The organism is Micromonospora sp. LH3U1 (genome assembly GCF_028475105.1).
Classification (GTDB): Bacteria; Actinomycetota; Actinomycetes; order Mycobacteriales; family Micromonosporaceae; genus Micromonospora.
In genome coordinates this window covers 392,720-412,736 of the sequence record NZ_CP116936.1, presented here as the reverse complement: position 1 = coordinate 412,736, position 20,017 = coordinate 392,720, and the positions used below count along the sequence as shown (strand labels likewise).

Sequence of the window (20,017 nt, the reverse complement as noted above, 5' to 3'; positions counted from 1 at the left end):
GTTTCCGCCCCGAGCCGCAGCGGGACGGTGCCAGGATTCCGGCAGGGGGGCCGCCGTGGCCACCCGGTCCGAGAGGGGTCTTGACGTGAGCACCGTCCCGCCGGGTACGCCCTGCTGGGCCGACCTGGCCACCCCGGACCTGACCGACGCGCGGCGCTTCTACCCGGAGCTGTTCGGTTGGACCGGCCGGGTGACACCCGAGCCCGAGGCGGGCGGTTACACGGTCTTCCTGCTCGACGGCAAGCCGGTGGCCGGGGCCGGGCCGCCAGCCATCCCCGACCAGGTGCCGATCTGGTCGACCTACCTCGCCACCGACGACGCGCAACTTGTCGCAGGCCGGGTCGAACGGGCCGGCGGGCAGGTCGTCGTGCCGCCGTTCGAGGTGTTCGACCGAGGCTGGATGGCGGTCTTCGCCGACCCGGCCGGCGCCACGTTCAGCGTCTGGCAGCCGCTGACGATGACCGGCGCCGAAGTGTTCAACGTGCCGGGCGCGATGAGCTGGAACGAGCTGGTCACCCCCGACCCCGAGGGCGCCAAGGTCTTCTACGAGCTGGTGTTCGGCTGGCAGCCGGACGACCAGCCGGTCGGCGGGATGACGTACACCGGTTGGCGGCTCGGGACGCAGATCGTCGCCGGAATGATGCCGCCGCTGGCCGACGACTTCCCGGCCGACCTGCCCGCGTACTGGACGGTGTACTTCGCGGTGGCCGACGCGGACGCCGCAGCGGCCCGCGCCGCAGAGCTGGGCGGGACGATCCTGGTCCCGCCCCGTGACATTCCGGCGGGCCGGTTCGCCGCCCTACGCGACCCCCAGGGCGCCCTCTTCTCCGTCATCGACCTGGGCCCCTGACCTGCCCGGCACCTCGGACGTCAGCGACGGGGGTGGGGGCGGACGGGGACCACCAGGGGGCCGTGGGTGCCGGGGACGACCCGGACACTGGCCCGGTAGTGGGTGGCGAGCAGGTGTTCGGTCAGCACCTCGTGTGGAGTTCCGGCGGCCACCACCTGACCGTCGGCGAGCATCACCATCCGGTCGGCGTACTCGCCGGCCAGGGAGAGGTCGTGCATCGTGGCGAGGACGGTCAGGCCGTGCTCGCGGCGCAACTGGTCGACGAGCTCCAGCACCTCCTGCTGGTGACCGATGTCGAGTGCGCTGGTGGGCTCGTCGAGCAGCAGCAGCGTCGCCCCCTGGGCGAGTGCCCGGGCGAGGAACACCCGCTGCCGTTCGCCGCCGGAGAGGGTGGCCAGCTCGCGGCGGTGGAAGCCGCTCAGGTCCAACAGGTCGAGCACCTCGTGCACGGCGTCGACGTCGGCGGTCGACTCCCGGCCCAACGTCGGGATGTACGGGGTGCGGCCGAGCAGCACGTAGTCCAGCACCGACATGCCGGGCGGCACCACCGGGGACTGTGTCACCGTGGCCACCACCCGGGCGCGGTCCCGGCGGCGCAGCGCGGCGCTCGGCGTACCGAACAGGGTGATCGCCCCCGGCGCGGGCAGCAGGCCGCCGACGGCGCGCAACAGGGTCGACTTGCCGGCGCCGTTCGGGCCGATCACGGTGACCCATTCGCCGGCCGCGACGGTGAGGTCGACGCCGGTGAGGATCGGTGTGCCGTCCAGGCTGACGTGCAGCCCCCGCACCTCGACCGCCGGCACGCCGCCGTCGGCTGACCGGCCGGCATCGGACGGACCAGCGGCGGGCTCGGGGCTCACGTGAGCACCCGCCGGGCGGTCCGCAGCACGAGGACGAAGAACGGGCCGCCCAGCAGGGCGGTCACCACTCCGATCGGCACCTCGGCCGGGGCGGCGGCGGTGCGGGCCACCACGTCGGTCAGCGCCAGGAACGCACCACCGAACAGCAGCGACAACGGCAGGATCACCCGGTAACTCGACCCCGCGAGCAGGCGGACGGTGTGCGGCACGATGATGCCGACGAAGCCGATCAGGCCGGTCGCGGAGACCGCCGCCGCGGTGCCCAGGGAGGCGGCGGCGATCAGCAGGTACCGGGTGCGCTGCGGGTGCAGGCCCAGGCTCCTGGCCTCGTCGTCGCCGACCGCGAGGACGTCCAGCTCGCGGCGGTGCAGCAGCACCACCACGGTGGTCAGCGCGGCGTACGGCAGCACCAGCAGCACGTCGTGCCAGCCGGCGGTGGCCAGCCGGCCGAGCAGCCAGGAGTAGACCGGCTGGATGCTGTCGGAGTGTCGTTGCAGCAGGTACGTCTGCCCGGCGGAGAGGAACGCGGAGACTGCCACCCCGGCCAGGATCAGCATCGCCGGTGAGCCGTTCCGCCCGCCAGCCGCGCCGAGCACATAGGTCATCGTCACGGCGAGCAGCGAACCGGCGAACGCGGCCAGCGGGATGGTCATCGGCAGCCCGGAGATCGAGCCCTGCCGGCCGGCGCCGCCGAGGGCGATCACCGCGGTGACCGCGAGGCCGGCGCCGGCGGCCACACCGAGCAGGTACGGGTCGGCCAGCGGGTTGCGGAACACACCCTGGTAGCAGCCGCCGGCGAGGGCGAGCAGGCCGCCGACGAGCAGGCCCAGCACCACCCGGGGCAGGCGCAGCTCGGTGACGATCGCGATTTCCCGCTCGGACAGCCCGCTGTCGAGGTGCACCCACGGAATCAGGTTGAGCAGCTCGGCGGCGACGCTGCCCGGGGGCAGGCTCACCGGGCCGAGCGACACCCCGGCGACGAGCGCGACGAGCACCGCGAACAGCCCGGCGACCAGCCAGCGCAGGCGTACCCCGGCAGGCCGGGCCACCGACTGTGGCCCGGCGGACCGGGCCACGGACAGCGGCCCGGTCACCGACGGACGACGGTCACGCGGGCACCTTGGCGACCGCGTCGATGATGACCCGGAGCAGGTCCACGACCCGCGGACCCCAGCGGGAGGCGACGTCGTCGTCCAGCGCGACGACCTGGTTGTTCTTCACCGCGGTGAGCCCGGCCCAGCCGCTGCGCGCCTTGACCGAGTCGCCGTTCTGCTGGCAGCACTTGGAGTCGGCCAGGAAGACGAAGTCCGGGTTGGCCTTGACGATGAACTCCTGGGAGAGCTGCGGGTAGCCGGCGCTCTTGCCGTCCGCGTCGGCCGGGTCGGCGATGTTGGTCAGGCCGATCTGGCCGTAGAGCGAGCCGATGAAGGTCTTGCTGGTGGCGCTGTACAGCTCCGGGCCCAGCTCGTGGAAGTACGTGAGCTTCTCGGTGCGCTGCGGCAGGTCCTTGACCAGCTTGGCGATGTCGTCCTTCATCCGGGTGGCGACGTCGGTGCCCTGGTCCGCGTGCCCGGTCAGCGTGCCCAGCTCGGTGATCTGCCGGTACGAGTCCTCCAGCGTGGTCGCCGCCGGGGTCTGGTACACCGGAATCTTCAGCTTGCCGAGCTGTTCGACGATCTTGTTGCGGTCGTCGGAGAGCACCACGAGATCGGGGTTCTTACCGGCGATCGCCTCGGCGTTCGGCTGGAAGGCGGAGAGGTCGGACTTGGGCACGTCGGCCGGGTAGTTCGACTGGTCGTCGACGGCGGTCACCTGCGGGCCAGCACCGATCGCGAAGAGCATCTCGGTGGCGGTGGGCGACAGCACGACGATCTTCTCGGGACGCTTGTCGAGGGTGAGCGCACCGACCGTCACCGGGTAGGCGGCGGCTGCGGTGCCCGCGCTCGGCTGGTCGTCGGCCTTCTCGGCGCAGGCGCCGAGGGCGAGCGCGGCGACCGCGAGGGTCGCGGCGAAGAGCCGAGGTGTACGTCTGAACATGCGGGGCCTCCTGTCGGTCGAGGAGTGTGGTGCTTCGCCGACAGGGACTTTCGTACGCCCGCCCACGAGGCGCCCTTCCTCGAGAGCGCGAATCGCGACCGATCCGCAGGCGACCTGGCTCGTCCCCACCGTCTGGTGGGGCATCACAGTTGCGGGACAGCGCCGGGTTTCGCACCGGCTTCGCTGCGGACTGGTCGCTAAGACGGTAGCGCACCGCCGAGACCACCCCTGTTGATCTAGGGCATATCGTCGTGAGTTGATCTCAGATCACGACGATATGCCCTAGATCAACGTCGAAAGGGGGGTGGTGGGGCCCCGTTGGGGGGCGGACGGGGCCCCACCCGATCAGGAGGAGGTGATGGTGACGTTGTCCACAGCCGCCTCGACCAGGCTCGCGCCGGAGGCGTCGGCCGACTCGACGAGGATGCGTACCGACTGGCCGGCGTACGGGGTGAGGTTGAGGTTCGCCACCGCCCAGCTTCCGTTGCGGTTGGTGGCCGCACCGGCCTGGGTGAGCAGCGCCGTGGTGCCGCCGTTGTGCACCACGCTCACCCGCAGGTAGTCCGCCGACGAGGCGTTCGAGCCGTGCGCCAGGTACCAGGCCAGCGAGAGGCTCAGCGTGCCGGACGACGGCAGGGTCACCGCCGGGGACCGGGCGCTGGTCACGCCGCCATCGACGTCGTAGTCACCCGCCGCCGAACCGGCGAGCCGGCCGGTGACCAGGTCGTTGGCGCCGGCGTACGGGGTGAGCTGCTTGGCGCCGGAGGACGTGGTCGCCTGGGCGGCACCCCGCTCGAACGCCCCGGCCGTGGCGGTGTCGGTGCCGGACGGGTTGATGGTCCAGCCGGTGGCGGTCTCGAAGGTGTCCGACCAGACCGTGGTGCCGCCACCACCGCCGCCGCAGTACTGCGCCTGCTTGCCGATGGCCCGGTACGGGCAGTCGGCGTACTCGCTGAGCAGCAGCACCGCCTCCCGGTTGCGGGAGGTCTGCGCGGGGATCACCTCGTCGGGCGGGTAGAAGCCGCCACCGCCGGACGAGCCGGGATACATCTCGAAGGTGTACGCCCAGATGTTGTGGGTGGCCCACATCCAGTCGAGGCTGTCCCCGTCGGTGATGTAGAGGTCGCTGGACTGTTCCGGTGTGTAGCTGTTGGTGGCCGCCATCTGCTGACCGATGGTGGCGAAGGTGTTGTACTGGTCCGCGTTCATCCCCGTCGCGGTGTTCGCGGTGGTGTAGCCGTACGGCCAGAGCACCAGCTGCGAGTACGTGTGGAAGTCGATGTTGGCCTTGATCTGCTGGACGCCACCGACCACCCGGCCGTTGACGAAGTTGCGCAGTGCCTGCGTCTCGGGTGCGGAGAACGCCGACGGGCCACGGTAGGTCTCCGACGAGGTGGTGCCCGACGAGCCGCCGCAGCAACCCCAGTTGTAGGACCAGTTGCGGTTCAGGTCGGTGCCGACGTTGGACGAGCCGCTGTTGGGCTGCCGGTTCTTGCGCCACGACCGGTACGACCCGGTGGCGATGTCGTACTCGCTGCCGTCCGGGTTGACCGTCGGCACGATCCAGATCTCCCGGCCGTTGACGATGTTGGTGATCCGGGAGTCGGAGCCGTAGCTGTCGGTGAACAGGTTGAGCAGGTAGATCGCCATCTCGACGGTCAGGTGCTCACGGGCGTGCTGTTGGGAGTTGAACAGGATCTCCGGCTCGTTCTCGTCGGTGCCGACGTTGTCGGAGATCTTCACCGCCATCAGGTCGCGGCCCTCGTACGACGAACCGATGCTGATCTTGCGGGCGATCGCCGGATGGTCGGCGACGACCTGGTTCACGACGGCGGTCAGTTCCGCGTAGTCGTGGTAGTTGGAGTCGGCGGGCGGGAAGGCCAACGTGCCCATCTCGCCGGCGCCGCGCTCGGCGTTGGGCGGTGGGGCGAGCGGTTCGAGTCGGAAGCCGAGCTTGCCGATCGCGGCGGCCTCACCCGCGGTGGCCGAGATGTGCAGGACTCCGTGTTCGGAGTAGTCGATGGCGGCTCCGGTGCGGGCCACCGCGTTGCGGTCGGCGAGGGTCCGGGGCCCGAGCACCCGGTAGCTGGCGGCGGCCGGCTCTGCGGTGCGGTCCGGTGCCGGTCGGGCGGCGACCGGACCGGCGGCGACGGTGACGATTCCCAGCCCGGTGACAACGGCGAGCACCAGGACGCGGCGGAGAGGGATGGGCGTGCGGAGGGCCATGGACTACCTCCTCGATGGGCGGGAGATCCCGCTCGGTGAAGGACACTTCACCACCTGTCACATGGTCATATCAATATTGATCGTTGCCCAATGCATCCCGAGCTGATCATCCCGGCGGCAAGTTTTTTCCACGCGACAACCTATGGCGAAACTTCCCGCCAAGCGGAAAACTGACCAGCGACGATGCCCCTCTCGACACCGCGGAGCACTCATGGCCAGATCCCGCCTGCACGCGGCCGCCCTCGCCGGCGTCACCGCGCTCACCCTGCTCGCCACCACCGCACCCGCGACGGCGGCCCGCCCACCCGCCGTCACTCACGACGAGCAGATCACCTTCCAGGACTGGTCCGGGCCCGCCGACTGGCACCGGGGCAGCCGCGCCGGCACCCGCGTGGTGCCCGGCGCCCGAGCGGGCCTCACCCTGGCCCGACCGGCCGGCACCACCGAGTACGCCGACCCGCACACCGGTGCCACCCGCACCTGGGAGTACGGCACCTGGACCTCACCGGTGACCCGGATCGGGTTCGACGCCACCGAGCTGATCGCCTCGTGGAACGCGGAGACACCGGCCGGCACCTGGATCCAGGTGGAGATGCAGGGCAGCTACACCAGCGGTGATGAAACCCCGTGGTACGTCATGGGTCGCTGGGCGTCCGGCGACAGCGACATCAAGCGGACCACCGTCAACCGGCAGGGCGATCCCTGGTCGACGATCTGGACCGACACCTTCAGCATCGACGACGCCGCCGCCGGGGTACTGCTGCGGTCGTACCAGCTGCGGCTGACCCTCTACCGGGCACCCGGGCAGACCGCCGCCCCGGTGGTCCGGATGCTCGGCGCGATGAGCTCCACCGTGCCGGACCGGTTCACCGTCACGCCGAGCGCCGGGCACATCGCCTGGGGCGTCGAGCTGCCGGTGCCGCGCTACTCGCAGAACGTGCACTCCGGTCACTACCCCGAGTACGACGGCGGCGGCGAGGCGTGGTGCTCGCCCACCTCCACCGAGATGGTGGTCGAGTACTGGGGTCGCAAGCCTTCCCCGGCCGACACCTCCTGGGTGGACCCGACCTACCCCGACCCGACCGTCAACCACGCGGCCCGGATGACCTACGACTACGCGTACGACGGTGCCGGCAACTGGCCGTTCAACACCGCGTACGCGGCCAGCTTCCCCGGCCTGGAGGGGCGGGTGACCCGACTGCACTCCCTGGACGAGCTGGAACGGTTCATCGCCGCCGGCATCCCCGTCGTGACCAGCCAGTCCTTCCTCGCCAGTGAGCTGGACGGGGCGAACTACGGCACCTCGGGGCACCTCTTCGTGGTGGTCGGCTTCACCGCCGACGGCGACGTGATCGTCAACGACCCCGCCTCGTCCAGCAATGACGTCGTGCGCAACGTCTACAAGCGCGCGCAGTTCGAGCAGATCTGGCTGCGGACCAAGCGGACCAACGCCAGCGGCGGCGTCTCCGGCGGCCCCGGCGGCATCGCGTACCTGATCAAGCCAACCGCAAAGCCCTGGCCCAAGGTCCCGGGTTCCACCAACTGGTAGAGCGTGGTCGATCATGAAGTTATTGCCCGATCACCCGGCGTGTCGGAGCAATAACTTCATGATCACCGCGAGGGTTGGTCGGGGGTGGTGGGGGGCTGGTCGTCTTCGCCGGCCAGGGCGGAGCGGAGGCGCTCCTTCTCGGTGCGGCGGCGCTCGGCGGCGCTGGCCATCTCCTCGGCCATCTCGTCCCGCCAGCCACGCAGCAGGAAGAAGGAGAGCGCGGCGGAGAAGGCCAGTGCCAACATCAGCTTCAGGAACACGTTCATGTCGACCAGCCAGAGGGCCGCCAACACGGCGACGAACAGCCCGATCCGGCCCAGCGTGTACTTGAGCGCGGCGCTCACCTGCACCACTCCGTTCTCTCCGTCGCCCGCCGGTGCCGGCGGGAGGGTCGATCCGCCCGGCGGGCGGTCGCGGTCAGCCGGTCCGGCGGGCCAGCCAGCGGACGCCCGGGAACCAGACCGTCGCGTACGCCACCGTGAACGCCCCGGCCGCCAACGCGCCGGACAGCAGCGGCGGCAACCCGGAACCCAGACCGGCGATCAGCAGCCCGACGAACACCCCGACCGCAGCGGCGACCACCGCCGCCAGCACCCGGGCCGCGCCGAACTCCCAGGCGCGGAAATCGTCCCAGAACAGCCAGGCCGGCAGGATCACCGCCAACCAGCCGTTGGTGTGCCCGAAATCGCCGGCGCCGATCGAGGCGAACGCCCAGTCGAACAACACCAACGCCAGCGCACCGATGACCAGGCCGGCCAGGCACACCCCGAGCAGATCGCCCAGGGTACGGATGCGCCCCTCGGCGTCCCGGCGGGGAAACCCGCCCTGCTGCTCAGAATCGCGTTGCTCGGTCATCGACTGCGAGGGTACGTGGTGGCTCAGGCCCAGACCTGCTGCGGCTCGGCGCGCCGCTCGGCCAGCGACGGGGCCTTGTCGTACTCCCGGACCACGTTGTAGCGGGTGTCCCGCTCGACCGGCTGGAAGCCGGCGTCCCAGATCAGGTGCAGCAGGTCGTCGCGGTGCATGGTGTTCGGGGTGCCGTACGAGTCGGCGTCATGCGTGATCTTGTATTCGACGACCGAGCCGTCCAGGTCGTCCACGCCGAAGTTCAGCGAGAGCTGGGCCACCGACAGCCCGTGCATCACCCAGAAGTTCTTCACGTGCGGCACGTTGTCGAAGAGCAGCCGGGACACGGCGAACGTCTTCAGCGACTCGGCCGGCGAGGCCATCGTGGTGCGCGCCTGGATCCGGTTACGGACCTTGCCGTCCGCCGAGTCCACGAAGTCGTGCTGGTAGCGCAGTGGGATGAAGACCGCGAAGCCACCGGTCTCGTCCTGCAACTCACGCAGCCGCAGCACGTGGTCGACCCGGTGCCGGGGCTCCTCGATGTGGCCGTACAGCATGGTTGCCGGGGTCTTCATGCCCTTGCTGTGCGCCAGGGCGTGGATCCGCGACCAGTCCTCCCAGTGGCAGGCGTGGTCGACGATGTGCTGCCGGACCTCCCAGTCGAAGATCTCCGCGCCACCGCCGGTCAGCGACTCCAGGCCGGCATCCATCAGCTCGTCGAGGATCTCGTCGGCGCTCAGACCGCTGATCTTCTCGAACCACTGCACCTCGGTCGCGGTGAAGCACTTGAGCTTGACGTTCGGCAGCGCCGCCTTCAGCTCGCGCAGCACCTTCGGGTAGTAACGCCAGGGCAGCGTGGGGTGCAGACCGTTGACGATGTGCAGCTCGGTGAGCTGCTCATCCTCCATCTCCTTGGCCTTGCGGACCGCCTCGTCGATGCGCATCGTGTACGCGTCCTTCTCGCCCGGCTTGCGCTGGAACGAGCAGTACGCACAGGACGCCGAGCAGACGTTTGTCAGGTTGAGGTGCCGGTTGACGTTGAACATCACCCGCTCGCCGTTCAGCTCGGTGCGCTTGTGATGAGCCAACCGCCCCAACCAGGTCAGGTCATCGCTCTCGTAGAGCGCGACCCCGTCCTCCCGGGTCAGCCGCTCACCGGCGTACACCTTCGCTTCGAGCTCACGCTTGAGTCCGGCGTCCATGGCACGTCCCTTCCACCTGCGGTCCCGGTCGAGCGTACGTCGGAGGGCCGACACCCCCGGCAGCACGGTCGCCGACAGCGACCCACTCACCAGACTCTCAGCCTCCCGTAACCCGGCAACGCATCGACATCGCTGGCGGTGTGCGGTAGTAACAAGGTGGGGCGGAACACACACACTGGTACCGTCCCGCCGGCCGCGCCCACCGAGCGCGGCGACGAGCGGTGAGACGGGGAGCAGCATGGTCGACAGCGGGCGCGGGCGACGGCAGCGACGACGGAGCCCGGTGATCTCGCCGGTGCTGCGCCCGAAGCTCTGGGCCGCCCTGCTCGGCGCGATCGCCGCCGCCGTGCTGGCCACCCCCGTGTACGCCGAGCCCGGAGTGCCGACCACCGTGCCGGACACCGGTGCGCGCCCACCGGCCATCGGCACACTCCAACTGCCCGGTGGCGCTCCCACCGCCGGCGTGCCCGTCCCGCCGGTCGTCAACGTCGGCACCGGCCCGCTGGCCGCCGCCATCTCCGCTGGCGAGATCCAGGTCGGCGCGCTCGGCGAAGCGTTGCTGGTGACCCAGCAGAAACGCACCGACGCGCAGGCGCAGCTCGAAGCGGCCGGCAAGGTGCTCGCGACCACGCAGGACGCCCTGCTCCGGGCCCAACAGGCGGCCGACGTCGCCGCCTCGGACGCCGTCAAGGCCGCCGCCGCGCTGCCGCCTGGTGACCTCGCCCGGGACATCCGAGGGCTGAACCGCCTACAGCAGATCACCCGGGGCGAAAAGGTCGACGGCGGCACCACCGGAGTGGCCGGTGAGCTGTCCCGTGCCCGCGCCGGGGAGCAGGACGCCTACCAGAAGCACTCCCAGGCCAAGGATCTGCTCGCCGCCGCCGAGGCGGAGTTCACCGCGGGCGAGACGGCGCTCCGCACGGCCGAGGCGAGCCTGCTCAAGCTGCGCCGGGACAACGCCGCCCTGCTGATCGAGATCGAACGGCAGCAGGAAGCCGCCGAGCAGCAGATCGGCGCCGGCTACGTCGCTGGTCAGAACATCAGCGGCATGGCCGCGCACCCGCGGGCACTGGCCGCGGTCCGGTACGCGCTCGCCCAGCTCGGCGACCCGTACAAGTGGTCCGAGGAGGGGCCGGACCAGTTCGACTGCTCCGGTCTGATGTGGGCCGCGTACCGGTCCCAGGGCGCCGACTACTTCGACCTGCCCCGGGTCTCCCGCGACCAGTACGCCGCCACCCGGAGCCGCACCGTCCCGCAGACCGCGCTGCTCCCCGGCGACCTGCTCTTCTTCGCCTCCGGCAGCAGTTGGACGACGATCCACCACGTCGGCATGTACATCGGCAACGGCAAGATGGTGCAGGCGCCCACCACCGGCGACGTCGTCAAGATCTCGGTCGTCCGCTGGTCCGGGCTGTACGCCGCCACCCGGGTGATCGGCGCGGTGCCGGCACCGATCGTGACCATCCCGACCCCGCCGGTTCCGACGCCCAGCACGACGCCCACCCCGAAGCCGACGCAAACCACCAAGCCGACCACCAAGCCGACGCCGACCACCAAGCCGACGCCCACCACGACGCCGACGCCCACCACCAAGCCAACGCCGACCACAACGCCGACGCCGACGCCGACGAAGCCCACGCCGACGCCCACGCCAACTGGCAGCACCGCGCCGAGTTCGTCGACCAGCCCGAGCAACACGCCGACGACCCTGCCCTCGGCACCGACCAGCGCGCCGGGCAGCACGTCCCCGTCGACCACGCCGAAGGCCAGCACGAGCGCGACGGGCAGCGGCATCCCGACGGGCAGCCCCAGCACCGCGAACTGACCCGCCACGATCCGCTCCGGCTGTCCGCTCGGGGAGATCTGTGGCACGGTGACAACCAGGCACATCCGACTCGACGTCACGGGTCCGGGTGCGAGCATGGCGCGGAGGGCGGAGATGGCCGAGCAGAGAGTTCCGGCGGAGATTGTCGACCCCGGAATCGACCGAGCCGCCCCGCCAGGGCCGGCCATCGCCGAGCCGGCGCCCCCCTCCGACGCCGTCCCAGGTACCACCCAGGCTGGCCCGGCTACCTCTGACGCCGCCCCGGCCACCAGCAGCGCAGCCACGGCCACCACTGACGGCAGCGACCCCTCCGCGGTCACCAGCGCCGAGGACGTCTCCGCGAGCGCCGATGACGCTCCCGCCGGGGCCGACGACGTCCCCGCCGGGGCCGACGACGCCTCCGCTGGGGCCGACGACGCCTCCGCTGGGGCCGACGATGGTCCCGCCCGGGCCGACGACTCCTCCGTCGGAGCCGAGGACGCTCCCGCCGGAGCCGAGGACGTCTTGCCCAGCGCCGCTCCCGCCGGCACCGGCGCCGCTTCGGACGTTCCCGAGGCGGGCGCTGGGCAGCCCGCCGACGCTCGTCCGGATCAAGCCGCCGTGCCGGTACGGGCCCGCGCCAGCGTCGCCACCGCCGGGGCTCTTCGCAGTGACCTGCCGGCCAGCGCTCCGGTCACCGCGACCACGTACCGTGCGACCGGCTCAGCCAGCCCGGCCGATGTTTCGTTGCCCGGGCAGCGGAACGACTCGACCGCGCCGGCCCGGGCCAGTGCCACGGTTCCCGGCAGCAGCCGGGTCGCGTCCGGCGCCATGGGCACCCCGGAGCCTCGCGGGAGCACGCCCGCCGTCTACCGATCCGGGCCGGTGGGTCCCGAGCCGGAGCCAGCCCAGCCATCGACTCCGGAGCCCGCGCCACCCGGCCCCGGGCCGACCCAGCCGTCGCCACCCGAGCCGGAGCCCGCGCCGGCCCCTGGTCCGTATCCTCCCGGCCCGATGCCGACGCCGGGGCCGCGACCCACGCCGCCGCCCGGTCCGGTCCCGCCCGTCCCGGGTCCACCCATTCCGCCCCCTTCGCCGGTTCCGCCCATTCCGGGTCCGCCGGCACCGCCCATCCCGAGCCCACCGCTACCGCCACCCGGTCCACCGGTGCCCGCGCCGCCAGGCCCGCCCGGCCCGATGCCGGCACCGCCGTTTCCGCCGCCGCCCGCGATGATCGACACGCCCGGCGTACGGGCCACCGCGTCGGTCTCCGCAGCGCCGGCCGGGTGGCCGTCCACCGCCGGGGCGGCACGCCCGACGTCCAGCGGCGGATGGGCCGAGACACCCGTCTCCGCGCCGCCGGTGGTGCCCGCGCCAGCGCTGCCGAGTTGGCCGCCGTCCACCGTCAGCGCTCCCCAATCGGCCGGGAATGGCACCGTCAACACCCGAATGTCCGCGCCGACGGGCAGCCCTTCGGGCAACTCCGCCGGACGGGGCGCGAGCGCCCGTGCCGGGCGGCACGACGGCGGTTCGGACCTGGCCGGCACCGTCTACGGCAGCGGTGAGGGGCCGGGTTTCACCACGATCGCGATGTCTGCGAACGCGGTGGAGAATTCCGGCTCGCTGACCGGGCACATCCTGGCTCAGGGCTGGGCGGACACGCCGGCCGAGCGGTCCGGGAACGCCCGGGTGATGATCGTCCTGGCCGCCGCTCTGGCGGTGCTGGTGGCGATCAGTGTCCTGGTCGTCGTGCTCGCCGGTGACGCTCTGGACGGTCTGGTGGGTAGCGTGCTGAACGGGTGAGCGGTCGAGTGGCAACGATGGTGAGTCCGCCCACTACCGTCGGTCAACCGGCTGGCGACTTTGGCGGACCGCCGTACACTGGCTGAGATCACTGACCCGGCGCGCGTGGTGCGCGCCCCTGGGCGATCTTGCGGGCGATCCGGCGGCACAGCCGCGGCGGCCATCGCGAAGATGCGCCCCGCTCGAAAGGCTTTTGTTGACCACCTCTGCTGACCACAGCACCGTTACGTCCGTAATCAACCCAGCCCCGGCGGCCGACACCGCCCGGGGACCGCTCGACTCCTCTCCGAGCGGGGCCGGCACCGCGCCGGTAGGGACCGCCGGCCAGCCGGCCGAGCCCGCCCCGACGGAGACCGCCGATCCGATCAGCTTCGCCTCTCTGGGCCTGCCCGAGCCGCTGGTCCGCGCGCTGGCACAGCAGGGCATCACCAGCCCGTTCGAGATTCAGCGGGCCACCGTTCCGGACGCGCTCGCCGGCCGCGACGTGCTGGGCCGTGGGCAGACCGGTTCGGGTAAGACGCTCGCCTTCGGTCTGCCGATGATCGCCCGGCTGGCCACCCGCAACCGGGCCCGGCCGATGCGTCCACGCGCCCTGGTCCTGGTTCCCACCCGCGAGCTGGCCATGCAGGTCAACGACGCCCTGGTGCCGCTGGGCAAGTCCGTCGGCATCTTCCTCAAGACCGCCGTCGGCGGTGTTCCGTACGACCGTCAGATCGACGCGCTGCGACGCGGCGTGGAGATCATCGTGGCCACCCCTGGCCGGCTCGGCGACCTGATCGAGCGGGGCATCTGCCAGCTCGACGACGTCGAGGTCACGGTGCTCGACGAGGCCGACCAGATGGCCGACATGGGCTTCCTGCCCGAGGTGACCGACCTGCTGGCGAAGACGCCCGCAGGCGGCCAGCGGCTGCTCTTCTCGGCCACCCTGGACGGTGACGTCGACGCTTTGGTCAGGCGGTTCATGACCGACCCGGTGACCCACTCCACTGCGCCGTCGACCGCCTCGGTGTCCACCATGGACCACCACGTGCTGTTGATCCCGCCGCACGAGAAGTTCCCGGTCACGGCGTCCATCGCCGCCCGTGACGGCCGGACCATGGTCTTCGCCCGTACCCAGCTCGGGGTGGATCGGCTGGTCGAGCAGCTCGCGGCGGTCGGCGTACGCGCCGGTGGACTGCACGGCGGCAAGACCCAGCGGATGCGGACCAAGACGTTGGCCGAGTTCCGCGAGGGTCGGATGAACGTGCTGGTCGCCACGGACGTGGCGGCTCGGGGCATCCACGTCGACGGGGTCACCCTGGTGCTCCACGTCGACCCGCCGAAGGACCCCAAGGACTACCTGCACCGCGCAGGGCGCACCGCCCGGGCGGGCGAGTCGGGCGCGGTCGCCACCCTGGTGCTGCCCAAGCAGCGCCGCACCACCCTGGCGATGATGGAGAAGGCCGGCGTCGCGCCGGCCGAGGCCCGGGTCCGGGTCGGCGACCCGGCGTTGGCCGAGCTGGTCGGCGCCCGCGAGCCCAGCGGGGTCGCGGTTCGCGTCGAGGCGGAGCCGCGGGCTACGGCGACCGCTCCGGCGGCTCGCGTCGATTCGACGACCGCTCCGGCGGTCCGCGTCGGTTCGGCGACCGCACGGGCGGCGAGCGCCGCTACGGCGACCGGCCGACCGGCGACCGGCGCTACGGCGACCGCCCGACCGGCGAGCGGCGCTTCGGCGACCGACCGCAGGGTGACCGCCAGTACGGTGACCGACCGCAGGGTGACCGCCAGTACGGTGACCGACCGCAGGGTGACCGCCAGTACGGTGACCGACCGCAGGGCGACCGCCAGTACGGCGACCGCCCGCAGGGCGAGCGGCGTTACGGCGACCGCCCCACCGGGGAACGGGGCTACGGCGACCGGCCGGCCGGTGAGCGGCGTTACGCCGATCGGGACACCCGGGGTTACGGCGACCGGCCGCAGGGCGAGCGCCGGTTCGGCGACCGGCCGCAGTTCGGCGACCGGGACGGCCGGGCCGACCGCCCCACCGGCGAGCGGCGCTTCAGTGACCGGCCGCAGGGCGAGCGTCGCTTCGGCGACCGCGATGGTCGGGCCGACCGACCGGCCGGCGAGGGGCGCTTCGGCGACCGCGACACTCGGGGTGGCTTCCGCCCGGACAGCCGTGTTCGGGACGACCGGCCTCGCGATGACCGGCCCCGCGACGACCGGCCCCGTGATGAACGGCCTCGCGATGACCGGCCGCGTGACGACCGGCCCCGTGATGACCGGCCGCGCGACGACCGGCGCGGTTTCGGCGGGCGACCGCCGGCGCGTACCCACTGATCTGTCGATCCACTGATCCACCGAGCGCCGCCGCGAAGCCCAGGCTTCGCGGCGGCGTTCGCGCATGCCCTGCCGATGCCGGCCCGGTCGCGTAACGTCCGGCTCATGCCGACCATGCCGAAGTCAATCTTCTGGTCCCGGACGGACACCGCCGGCAGCGAGCAGGTCCTGCTCGACGACGGCAACGGGTTGGCGGCGCGGGGCACCCTGCTCGCCGTGGACCCGATCCCCTGGACCGCCCGCTACCAGCTGACCACCACGCCGGACTGGACCACCGCCCGCGTCGAGGTCGAGGCCGAAGGGCTGGGCTGGTTGCGCAGAGTGACGCTGGAGCGGGCCGCGAACCGGTGGCGGGTGACCACCGCCGAGCAGGGCGACCTGGACGCGGCGCTGGTCGCGGCCGGTCACCCCCGGGCCGGTCTGCCGGGCACCGACGACCCGGACCGGCTGGCCGACGCGCTCGACGTCGACCTGAGCGGTTCGCCGCTGTTCAACACCCTGCCGGTCCACCGGCTCGGGCTGGCGGCTGAGCCGGCCGACCTGGCACACCGGATCACCGTCGCCTGGGTGCTGCTGCCCGGTCTGGAGGTGGTGTCGGCCGAGCAGATCTACACCGGGCTCGGGCCGGGCCGGGTGCGGTTCGCCAGCGGCACCTTCACGGCCGACATCGATCTGGACGACAGCGGCTACGTGGTGCGCTACCCCGGGCTGGCCGAACGGATCGACCCGCGCTGAACGGCGCGGCCAGGGCTCAGGCGGGCCACGCGCCGCTGGTCAGAAAGCGTTCGATCGTGGCCAGGTGCGGCGTCAGGTCGAGGCCCTGGGCGGCCACCCAGTCGTCGGCGTAGTACGTGTCGGCGTACCGGTCGCCCGGGTCGCAGATCAGAGTGACCACCGAGCCGGTCCGGCCCTCGGCGAGCATCGCGGCGATCAGGCCGAACGCACCCCACAGGTTGGTGCCGGTGGAGCCGCCCACCCGGCGGCCGAGCAGCGCCGATCCGGCGCGCATGGCGGCCAGTGACGCCGCGTCCGGCACCTGGACCATCCGGTCCACCACGGAGGGCAGGAACGAGGCCTCCACGGTGGGACGGCCGATCCCTTCGATCCGGGAGCCCCTCCCGGTACGCAGAGACCAGTCGGCGGCCAGCCAGGCCGGGTAGAACGCCGAGTTCTCCGGGTCGACCACGCAGAGCCTGGTGGCGAGCCTGCGGTACCGGGCGTACCGGCCGATCGTCGCGCTGGTCCCTCCGGTGCCGGCGCCCACCACGACCCAGGCCGGGATCGGGTGCCGCTCCAGCTCCAGCTGGGCGTAGATCGACTCGGCGATGTTGTTGTTGCCCCGCCAGTCGGTCGCCCGCTCGGCGTAGGTGAACTGGTCCATGAAGTGCCCGCCGGAGTCCTCGGCGAGCCAGCGGGCCTCGACCACCACGGTCGCGGGGTCGTCCACCAGGTGGCAGCGGCCGCCCTGGAACTCGATCTGCGTGATCTTCTCGGGCGAGGTGGAGGAGGGCATCACCGCGATGAACGGCAGGCCGAGCATCCGGGCGAAGTACGCCTCGGAGACCGCCGTGGAGCCCGACGACGCTTCGACGATCGTGGTGCGAGGCCCGATCCAGCCGTTGCAGAGCCCGTAGAGGAACAGCGAGCGGGCCAGCCGGTGCTTCAGCGAGCCGGTGGGGTGTGACGACTCGTCCTTGAGGTAGAGGTCGACCCCCCAGGCCCGGGGCAGCGGGAACGGCAGCAGGTGAGTGTCGGCCGAGCGGTTCGCGTCCGCCTCGACGGCGGCGATCGCCTCCGTCACCCAGGTGCGGCTGGCGTTGTCGAACCGGTCGTGATGAGTCACGCCGGAAACGTAGCAAGCAGGTCGGAGGCGGTCAGCGCCGGTCCGATGACGCGGTCCGGCGGCGTTGTCGGCGCTGACCGGCCCGGCCGGCGGCCTGGACGAGCGGAGTCAGTGCGACGGCCAGCCGGGGCAGGGCGTCCAGCAGGCGTACCTGTGCTCCCCGCCAGCGGGGCAGGCTGACCACCGGGCGTGGCCGGCGGGCCAGCCGAACTGCCCGGGCCGCCACCCGCTGCGGGGTCAGCAGCGACCCGGTGAACGAGGCCAGTGCCCCCGGGTCGTCCAGCCGGTCGTGCAGCATCGGGGTCCAGATTCCGTCCGGGCAGAGGCAGGAGACGTGGACCCGCCGGTACCCGGCCATCCGCAGGTCGGACAGAGTACCCAGGCTGAATGCCAGCAGGGCGTGCTTGCTGGCCGCGTACACCGTCTCGCCGGGCGCGGCGATCAGCCCGGCCAGCGAAACGACGTTGAGCACGTGGCCGTGGCCTTGCCCGCGCATCACGGCCAGCGCGGCGAGGGTGCCGTTCATGGCGCCGAGGGCATTCACGTCGAACACCCGGCGGCGGGTCGGGCCGTCGTGCTCCCACGACGGCCCGGTGATCAGGATGCCGGCGTTGTTGACCCAGAGGGCGAGGTCGCCCCGGCTTGCCGCAATCGCGGCGATGTCGGCGCAGGCGTCCTCGTCCCGGACGTCCAAGGCGGCCGACCAACCGCCGAGCGGTGCCGCGGCGGTGTGCACCGCCGCCGGGTCAAGGTCGGTGAGCAGCACCGACCAGCCGTCGGCGTGCAGCGCGGTGGCGATGGCGTGGCCCAGGCCTCCGGCGGCGCCGGTCACCACGGCCACTCGGCGTCCCGGCGGCGTCATCGGCGCACGCTACCGCCTGCCGACCGGGTGGCACCAGGGGTACGCGGCGGTCAGGCCACGGGCGGGCCGACCGGCTGGGGGCGGTTCTCCCATTTCGTGGAGAGTGCGATGGCGGTACGGGTGGAGGCGACCCCGGGGGTCCGGTTCAGCCGCACGATCAGCTGCTCCAACTCGGCGATCGTGCCAACCCGCGCCTTGAGCAGGAACGACTCCACGCCGGCCATGAAGTAGCAGGACTCGATCTCGGGCAGCACCCGCAGTGATTCGAGCATGTCGTCGGAGTCGGCGCCGGAGTCCTCGACGATGCCGATCAGCGCGGTGACCCCCAGCCCGATCGCCTCCGGGGCCACGTCCGCGCGGTAGCCGCGGACCACGCCACTGCTCTCCAGCTTGCCGACCCGCTCGTGTACGGCCGGGGCCGAAAGGCCCACCTGTCGGGCCAGCTCGGCGTACGAGAGGCGGGCGTTGCCGCGAAGCAGGTCGACGAGGCTCAGGTCGATGGCGTCCACAGAGAGTGACCTTATCCGCTTACGCGTAACGCGACGTCTTCGGCATCCGTTGGGCTGAGTGGCGAGTCACTGTTCACAAACCGCCGGTCATGGCAGAGGTAGCACCAGTACCATTACTAACTCCCCACTCAGTGCATTTTTCGCGTTTGGGCGGACAGGCCATGTCCCTGGTGCTGTAATTGCCATACGTCCCTCATGACGGCTCTGGGCTACGCACCAGCCGGGGGCAGTGTGTTCAGCCAGGGGCTTCGTCGACGCGAGGAGGGGGCTGTGGACACTGGAGATCGCCTGCTGACACCGGGTGAGGTCGCCGCGCTGTTTCGGGTGGACCCGAAAACTGTGACGAGATGGGCGGCGGCCGGCCGGATAGGAAGCATCCGGACTCCAGGCGGGCATCGCCGGTTTCGGGAATCCGAGGTGCGAGCCCTGCTTGAGGGGGAGGGCATGCTGGACGAGGTGGACGAGGTCGGAAAGCCACGCAATGTGGGTCCGGCCGCATCCACGGGGCCGGGTCCGGCCAACGCCGGCATGTACTGAACTGGTGCGGACAACGTACGCGGACCGGACAGAAGTCCGGTCCGCGTCCCGCTTCGGCCGATGGCCAGGCGGCAGCGCGGCGCGCTGAGCTGGCCGGACGGTCAGCTGCGCGCGGCCCCGAGCTGGCCGGACCAGCGCCGGAACAGCGTGTGGGGGACGCCGAGCGCGTCCAGCACCTTGCCGGCCACGAAGTCGACCAACTGCTGGGCGCTGGCCGCCGCGCCAGCCCCGTAGAAGCCGGGGCTGGCAGGCAGCACCACCGCGCCAGCGTCGTGCAGCGCGATCAGGTGCTCCAGGTGGCTGCGGGTCACCGGTGTCTCCCGGGGGACCACCACCACGGGCCGCCGTTCCTTGAGGTTGACCTCGGCGGCGCGCTGCAACAGGTCCTTGGAGAGCCCGATCGCGATACCCGCGCAGGCTGCCGTGCTGGCGGGGACCACGGCCATCCCGCGTACCCGGTAGGAGCCGCTGCTCGGCCCGGCGGCGAGGTCGCCAGCCGGCCAGTGCCGTAGATCCGCCCCGGTCAGGTCCCGGTCGAGCCAGGCGGCGAGGTCCTCGGCCCAGTGCCCGTCGCGAAATGGTCGGCCGGTCTCGTCGAGCACGGTGAGTCGTGCCGCCCGGGACACGATCAGGTCCACCGCTTCGCCCGCGTCGAGCAGCCCTCCGATGACAGCCGCCGCGTACGGCGTGCCGGAGGCACCGGAGACCCCGACCACCCATGGTTCCCGCATGCCCCCAGCCTGCCTGGTCCGGCTGGTCCGTTGGTGAGC

The 20,017-nt window shown here is 71.9% G+C and carries 19 protein-coding genes, 1 pseudogene and 1 riboswitch; of the genes and pseudogenes, 7 read left to right on the top strand and 13 right to left on the bottom strand.

The features are described from left to right. Positions 1 to 85 precede the first annotated feature (85 nt). Entirely contained in the window at positions 86 to 850 is a 765-nt protein-coding gene (locus tag PCA76_RS01910; protein ID WP_272614832.1) for a VOC family protein, read from the top strand. 20 nt (positions 851 to 870) lie between these two features. Here PCA76_RS01910 and PCA76_RS01905 read toward each other — a convergent pair whose 3' ends face one another. The 4 genes from PCA76_RS01905 to PCA76_RS01890 form a co-directional block, all read right to left on the bottom strand. Further along, positions 871 to 1,653, bottom strand: a complete 783-nt coding sequence (locus PCA76_RS01905; protein WP_272619129.1) for an ABC transporter ATP-binding protein — start codon at positions 1,651 to 1,653, stop codon at positions 871 to 873. Between the two features lie 53 nt (positions 1,654 to 1,706). Continuing rightward, complete coding sequence (locus PCA76_RS01900; protein WP_272614830.1) at positions 1,707 to 2,804, bottom strand: FecCD family ABC transporter permease; 1,098 nt, start codon at positions 2,802 to 2,804, stop codon at positions 1,707 to 1,709. A gap of 13 nt (positions 2,805 to 2,817) precedes the next feature. Then, positions 2,818 to 3,747 carry an ABC transporter substrate-binding protein gene (locus PCA76_RS01895; protein WP_272614829.1) on the bottom strand — a complete coding sequence of 310 codons (930 nt, stop codon included), beginning with the start codon at positions 3,745 to 3,747 and terminating at the stop codon, positions 2,818 to 2,820. 87 nt (positions 3,748 to 3,834) lie between these two features. Continuing rightward, a riboswitch (cobalamin riboswitch) is annotated at positions 3,835 to 3,957 on the bottom strand. Positions 3,958 to 4,092: 135 nt separating this feature from the next. Next, positions 4,093 to 5,973 (bottom strand): M14 family zinc carboxypeptidase, encoded by a 1,881-nt coding sequence (locus PCA76_RS01890; protein ID WP_272614828.1) that lies wholly within the window; start codon positions 5,971 to 5,973, stop codon positions 4,093 to 4,095. A 211-nt stretch (positions 5,974 to 6,184) separates the two neighbouring features. Here PCA76_RS01890 and PCA76_RS01885 point away from each other — a divergent pair, with 211 nt between their 5' ends. Then, a complete protein-coding gene (locus PCA76_RS01885; protein WP_272614826.1) occupies positions 6,185 to 7,522 on the top strand; it encodes a C39 family peptidase in 1,338 nt (445 codons plus the stop codon). A 62-nt stretch (positions 7,523 to 7,584) separates the two neighbouring features. Here PCA76_RS01885 and PCA76_RS01880 read toward each other — a convergent pair whose 3' ends face one another. The 3 genes from PCA76_RS01880 to mqnE form a co-directional block, all read right to left on the bottom strand. After that, positions 7,585 to 7,866, bottom strand: a complete 282-nt coding sequence (locus PCA76_RS01880) for a DUF4229 domain-containing protein (protein WP_272614824.1) — start codon at positions 7,864 to 7,866, stop codon at positions 7,585 to 7,587. 73 nt (positions 7,867 to 7,939) lie between these two features. Beyond that, positions 7,940 to 8,377 carry a hypothetical protein gene (locus tag PCA76_RS01875; protein WP_272614823.1) on the bottom strand — a complete coding sequence of 146 codons (438 nt, stop codon included), beginning with the start codon at positions 8,375 to 8,377 and terminating at the stop codon, positions 7,940 to 7,942. Between the two features lie 23 nt (positions 8,378 to 8,400). After that, entirely contained in the window at positions 8,401 to 9,570 is a 1,170-nt protein-coding gene (mqnE, locus tag PCA76_RS01870) for an aminofutalosine synthase MqnE (RefSeq protein ID WP_272614821.1), read from the bottom strand. Positions 9,571 to 9,808: 238 nt separating this feature from the next. Here mqnE and PCA76_RS01865 point away from each other — a divergent pair, with 238 nt between their 5' ends. Then, on the top strand, positions 9,809 to 11,395 hold the full coding sequence (locus PCA76_RS01865) for a C40 family peptidase (RefSeq protein ID WP_272614820.1): 1,587 nt from the start codon (positions 9,809 to 9,811) through the stop codon (positions 11,393 to 11,395). 590 nt (positions 11,396 to 11,985) lie between these two features. Here the strand turns inward: PCA76_RS01865 and PCA76_RS01860 are convergent. Both PCA76_RS01860 and PCA76_RS01855 read right to left on the bottom strand, forming a co-directional pair. Next, complete coding sequence (locus PCA76_RS01860; RefSeq protein ID WP_272614819.1) at positions 11,986 to 12,234, bottom strand: hypothetical protein; 249 nt, start codon at positions 12,232 to 12,234, stop codon at positions 11,986 to 11,988. A gap of 9 nt (positions 12,235 to 12,243) precedes the next feature. Further along, a complete protein-coding gene (locus PCA76_RS01855; RefSeq protein ID WP_272614818.1) occupies positions 12,244 to 12,819 on the bottom strand; it encodes a hypothetical protein in 576 nt (191 codons plus the stop codon). Between the two features lie 4 nt (positions 12,820 to 12,823). On the opposite strand from PCA76_RS01855, the gene PCA76_RS01850 reads away from it, so the two are divergent. The 3 genes and pseudogenes from PCA76_RS01850 (at position 12,824) to PCA76_RS01840 (ending at position 16,231) form a co-directional block, all read left to right on the top strand. Beyond that, positions 12,824 to 13,177: a hypothetical protein gene (locus PCA76_RS01850; protein WP_272614817.1), complete on the top strand. Its 354-nt coding sequence runs from the start codon at positions 12,824 to 12,826 to the stop codon at positions 13,175 to 13,177. Between the two features lie 364 nt (positions 13,178 to 13,541). After that, positions 13,542 to 14,899: pseudogene (locus tag PCA76_RS01845) on the top strand (DEAD/DEAH box helicase); the annotation flags it as partial. 711 nt (positions 14,900 to 15,610) lie between these two features. Then, complete coding sequence (locus PCA76_RS01840; protein ID WP_272619128.1) at positions 15,611 to 16,231, top strand: putative glycolipid-binding domain-containing protein; 621 nt, start codon at positions 15,611 to 15,613, stop codon at positions 16,229 to 16,231. 16 nt (positions 16,232 to 16,247) lie between these two features. Here PCA76_RS01840 and PCA76_RS01835 read toward each other — a convergent pair whose 3' ends face one another. The 3 genes from PCA76_RS01835 to PCA76_RS01825 are packed head-to-tail and all read right to left on the bottom strand — an operon-like array spanning position 16,248 to position 18,710. Then, the gene (locus PCA76_RS01835; RefSeq protein WP_272614815.1) at positions 16,248 to 17,339 is read right to left on the bottom strand and encodes a PLP-dependent cysteine synthase family protein; all 1,092 of its coding nucleotides are present in this window, start codon (positions 17,337 to 17,339) and stop codon (positions 16,248 to 16,250) included. 31 nt (positions 17,340 to 17,370) lie between these two features. After that, on the bottom strand, positions 17,371 to 18,201 hold the full coding sequence (locus PCA76_RS01830) for an SDR family NAD(P)-dependent oxidoreductase (RefSeq protein WP_272614814.1): 831 nt from the start codon (positions 18,199 to 18,201) through the stop codon (positions 17,371 to 17,373). Between the two features lie 50 nt (positions 18,202 to 18,251). After that, positions 18,252 to 18,710 (bottom strand): Lrp/AsnC family transcriptional regulator, encoded by a 459-nt coding sequence (locus PCA76_RS01825; protein ID WP_272614813.1) that lies wholly within the window; start codon positions 18,708 to 18,710, stop codon positions 18,252 to 18,254. Between the two features lie 270 nt (positions 18,711 to 18,980). Here PCA76_RS01825 and PCA76_RS01820 point away from each other — a divergent pair, with 270 nt between their 5' ends. Then, positions 18,981 to 19,247: a BldC family transcriptional regulator gene (locus PCA76_RS01820; RefSeq protein ID WP_007454516.1), complete on the top strand. Its 267-nt coding sequence runs from the start codon at positions 18,981 to 18,983 to the stop codon at positions 19,245 to 19,247. Positions 19,248 to 19,348: 101 nt separating this feature from the next. Here PCA76_RS01820 and PCA76_RS01815 read toward each other — a convergent pair whose 3' ends face one another. Then, a complete protein-coding gene (locus PCA76_RS01815; RefSeq protein ID WP_272614809.1) occupies positions 19,349 to 19,978 on the bottom strand; it encodes a UbiX family flavin prenyltransferase in 630 nt (209 codons plus the stop codon). Positions 19,979 to 20,017: the final 39 nt, after the last annotated feature.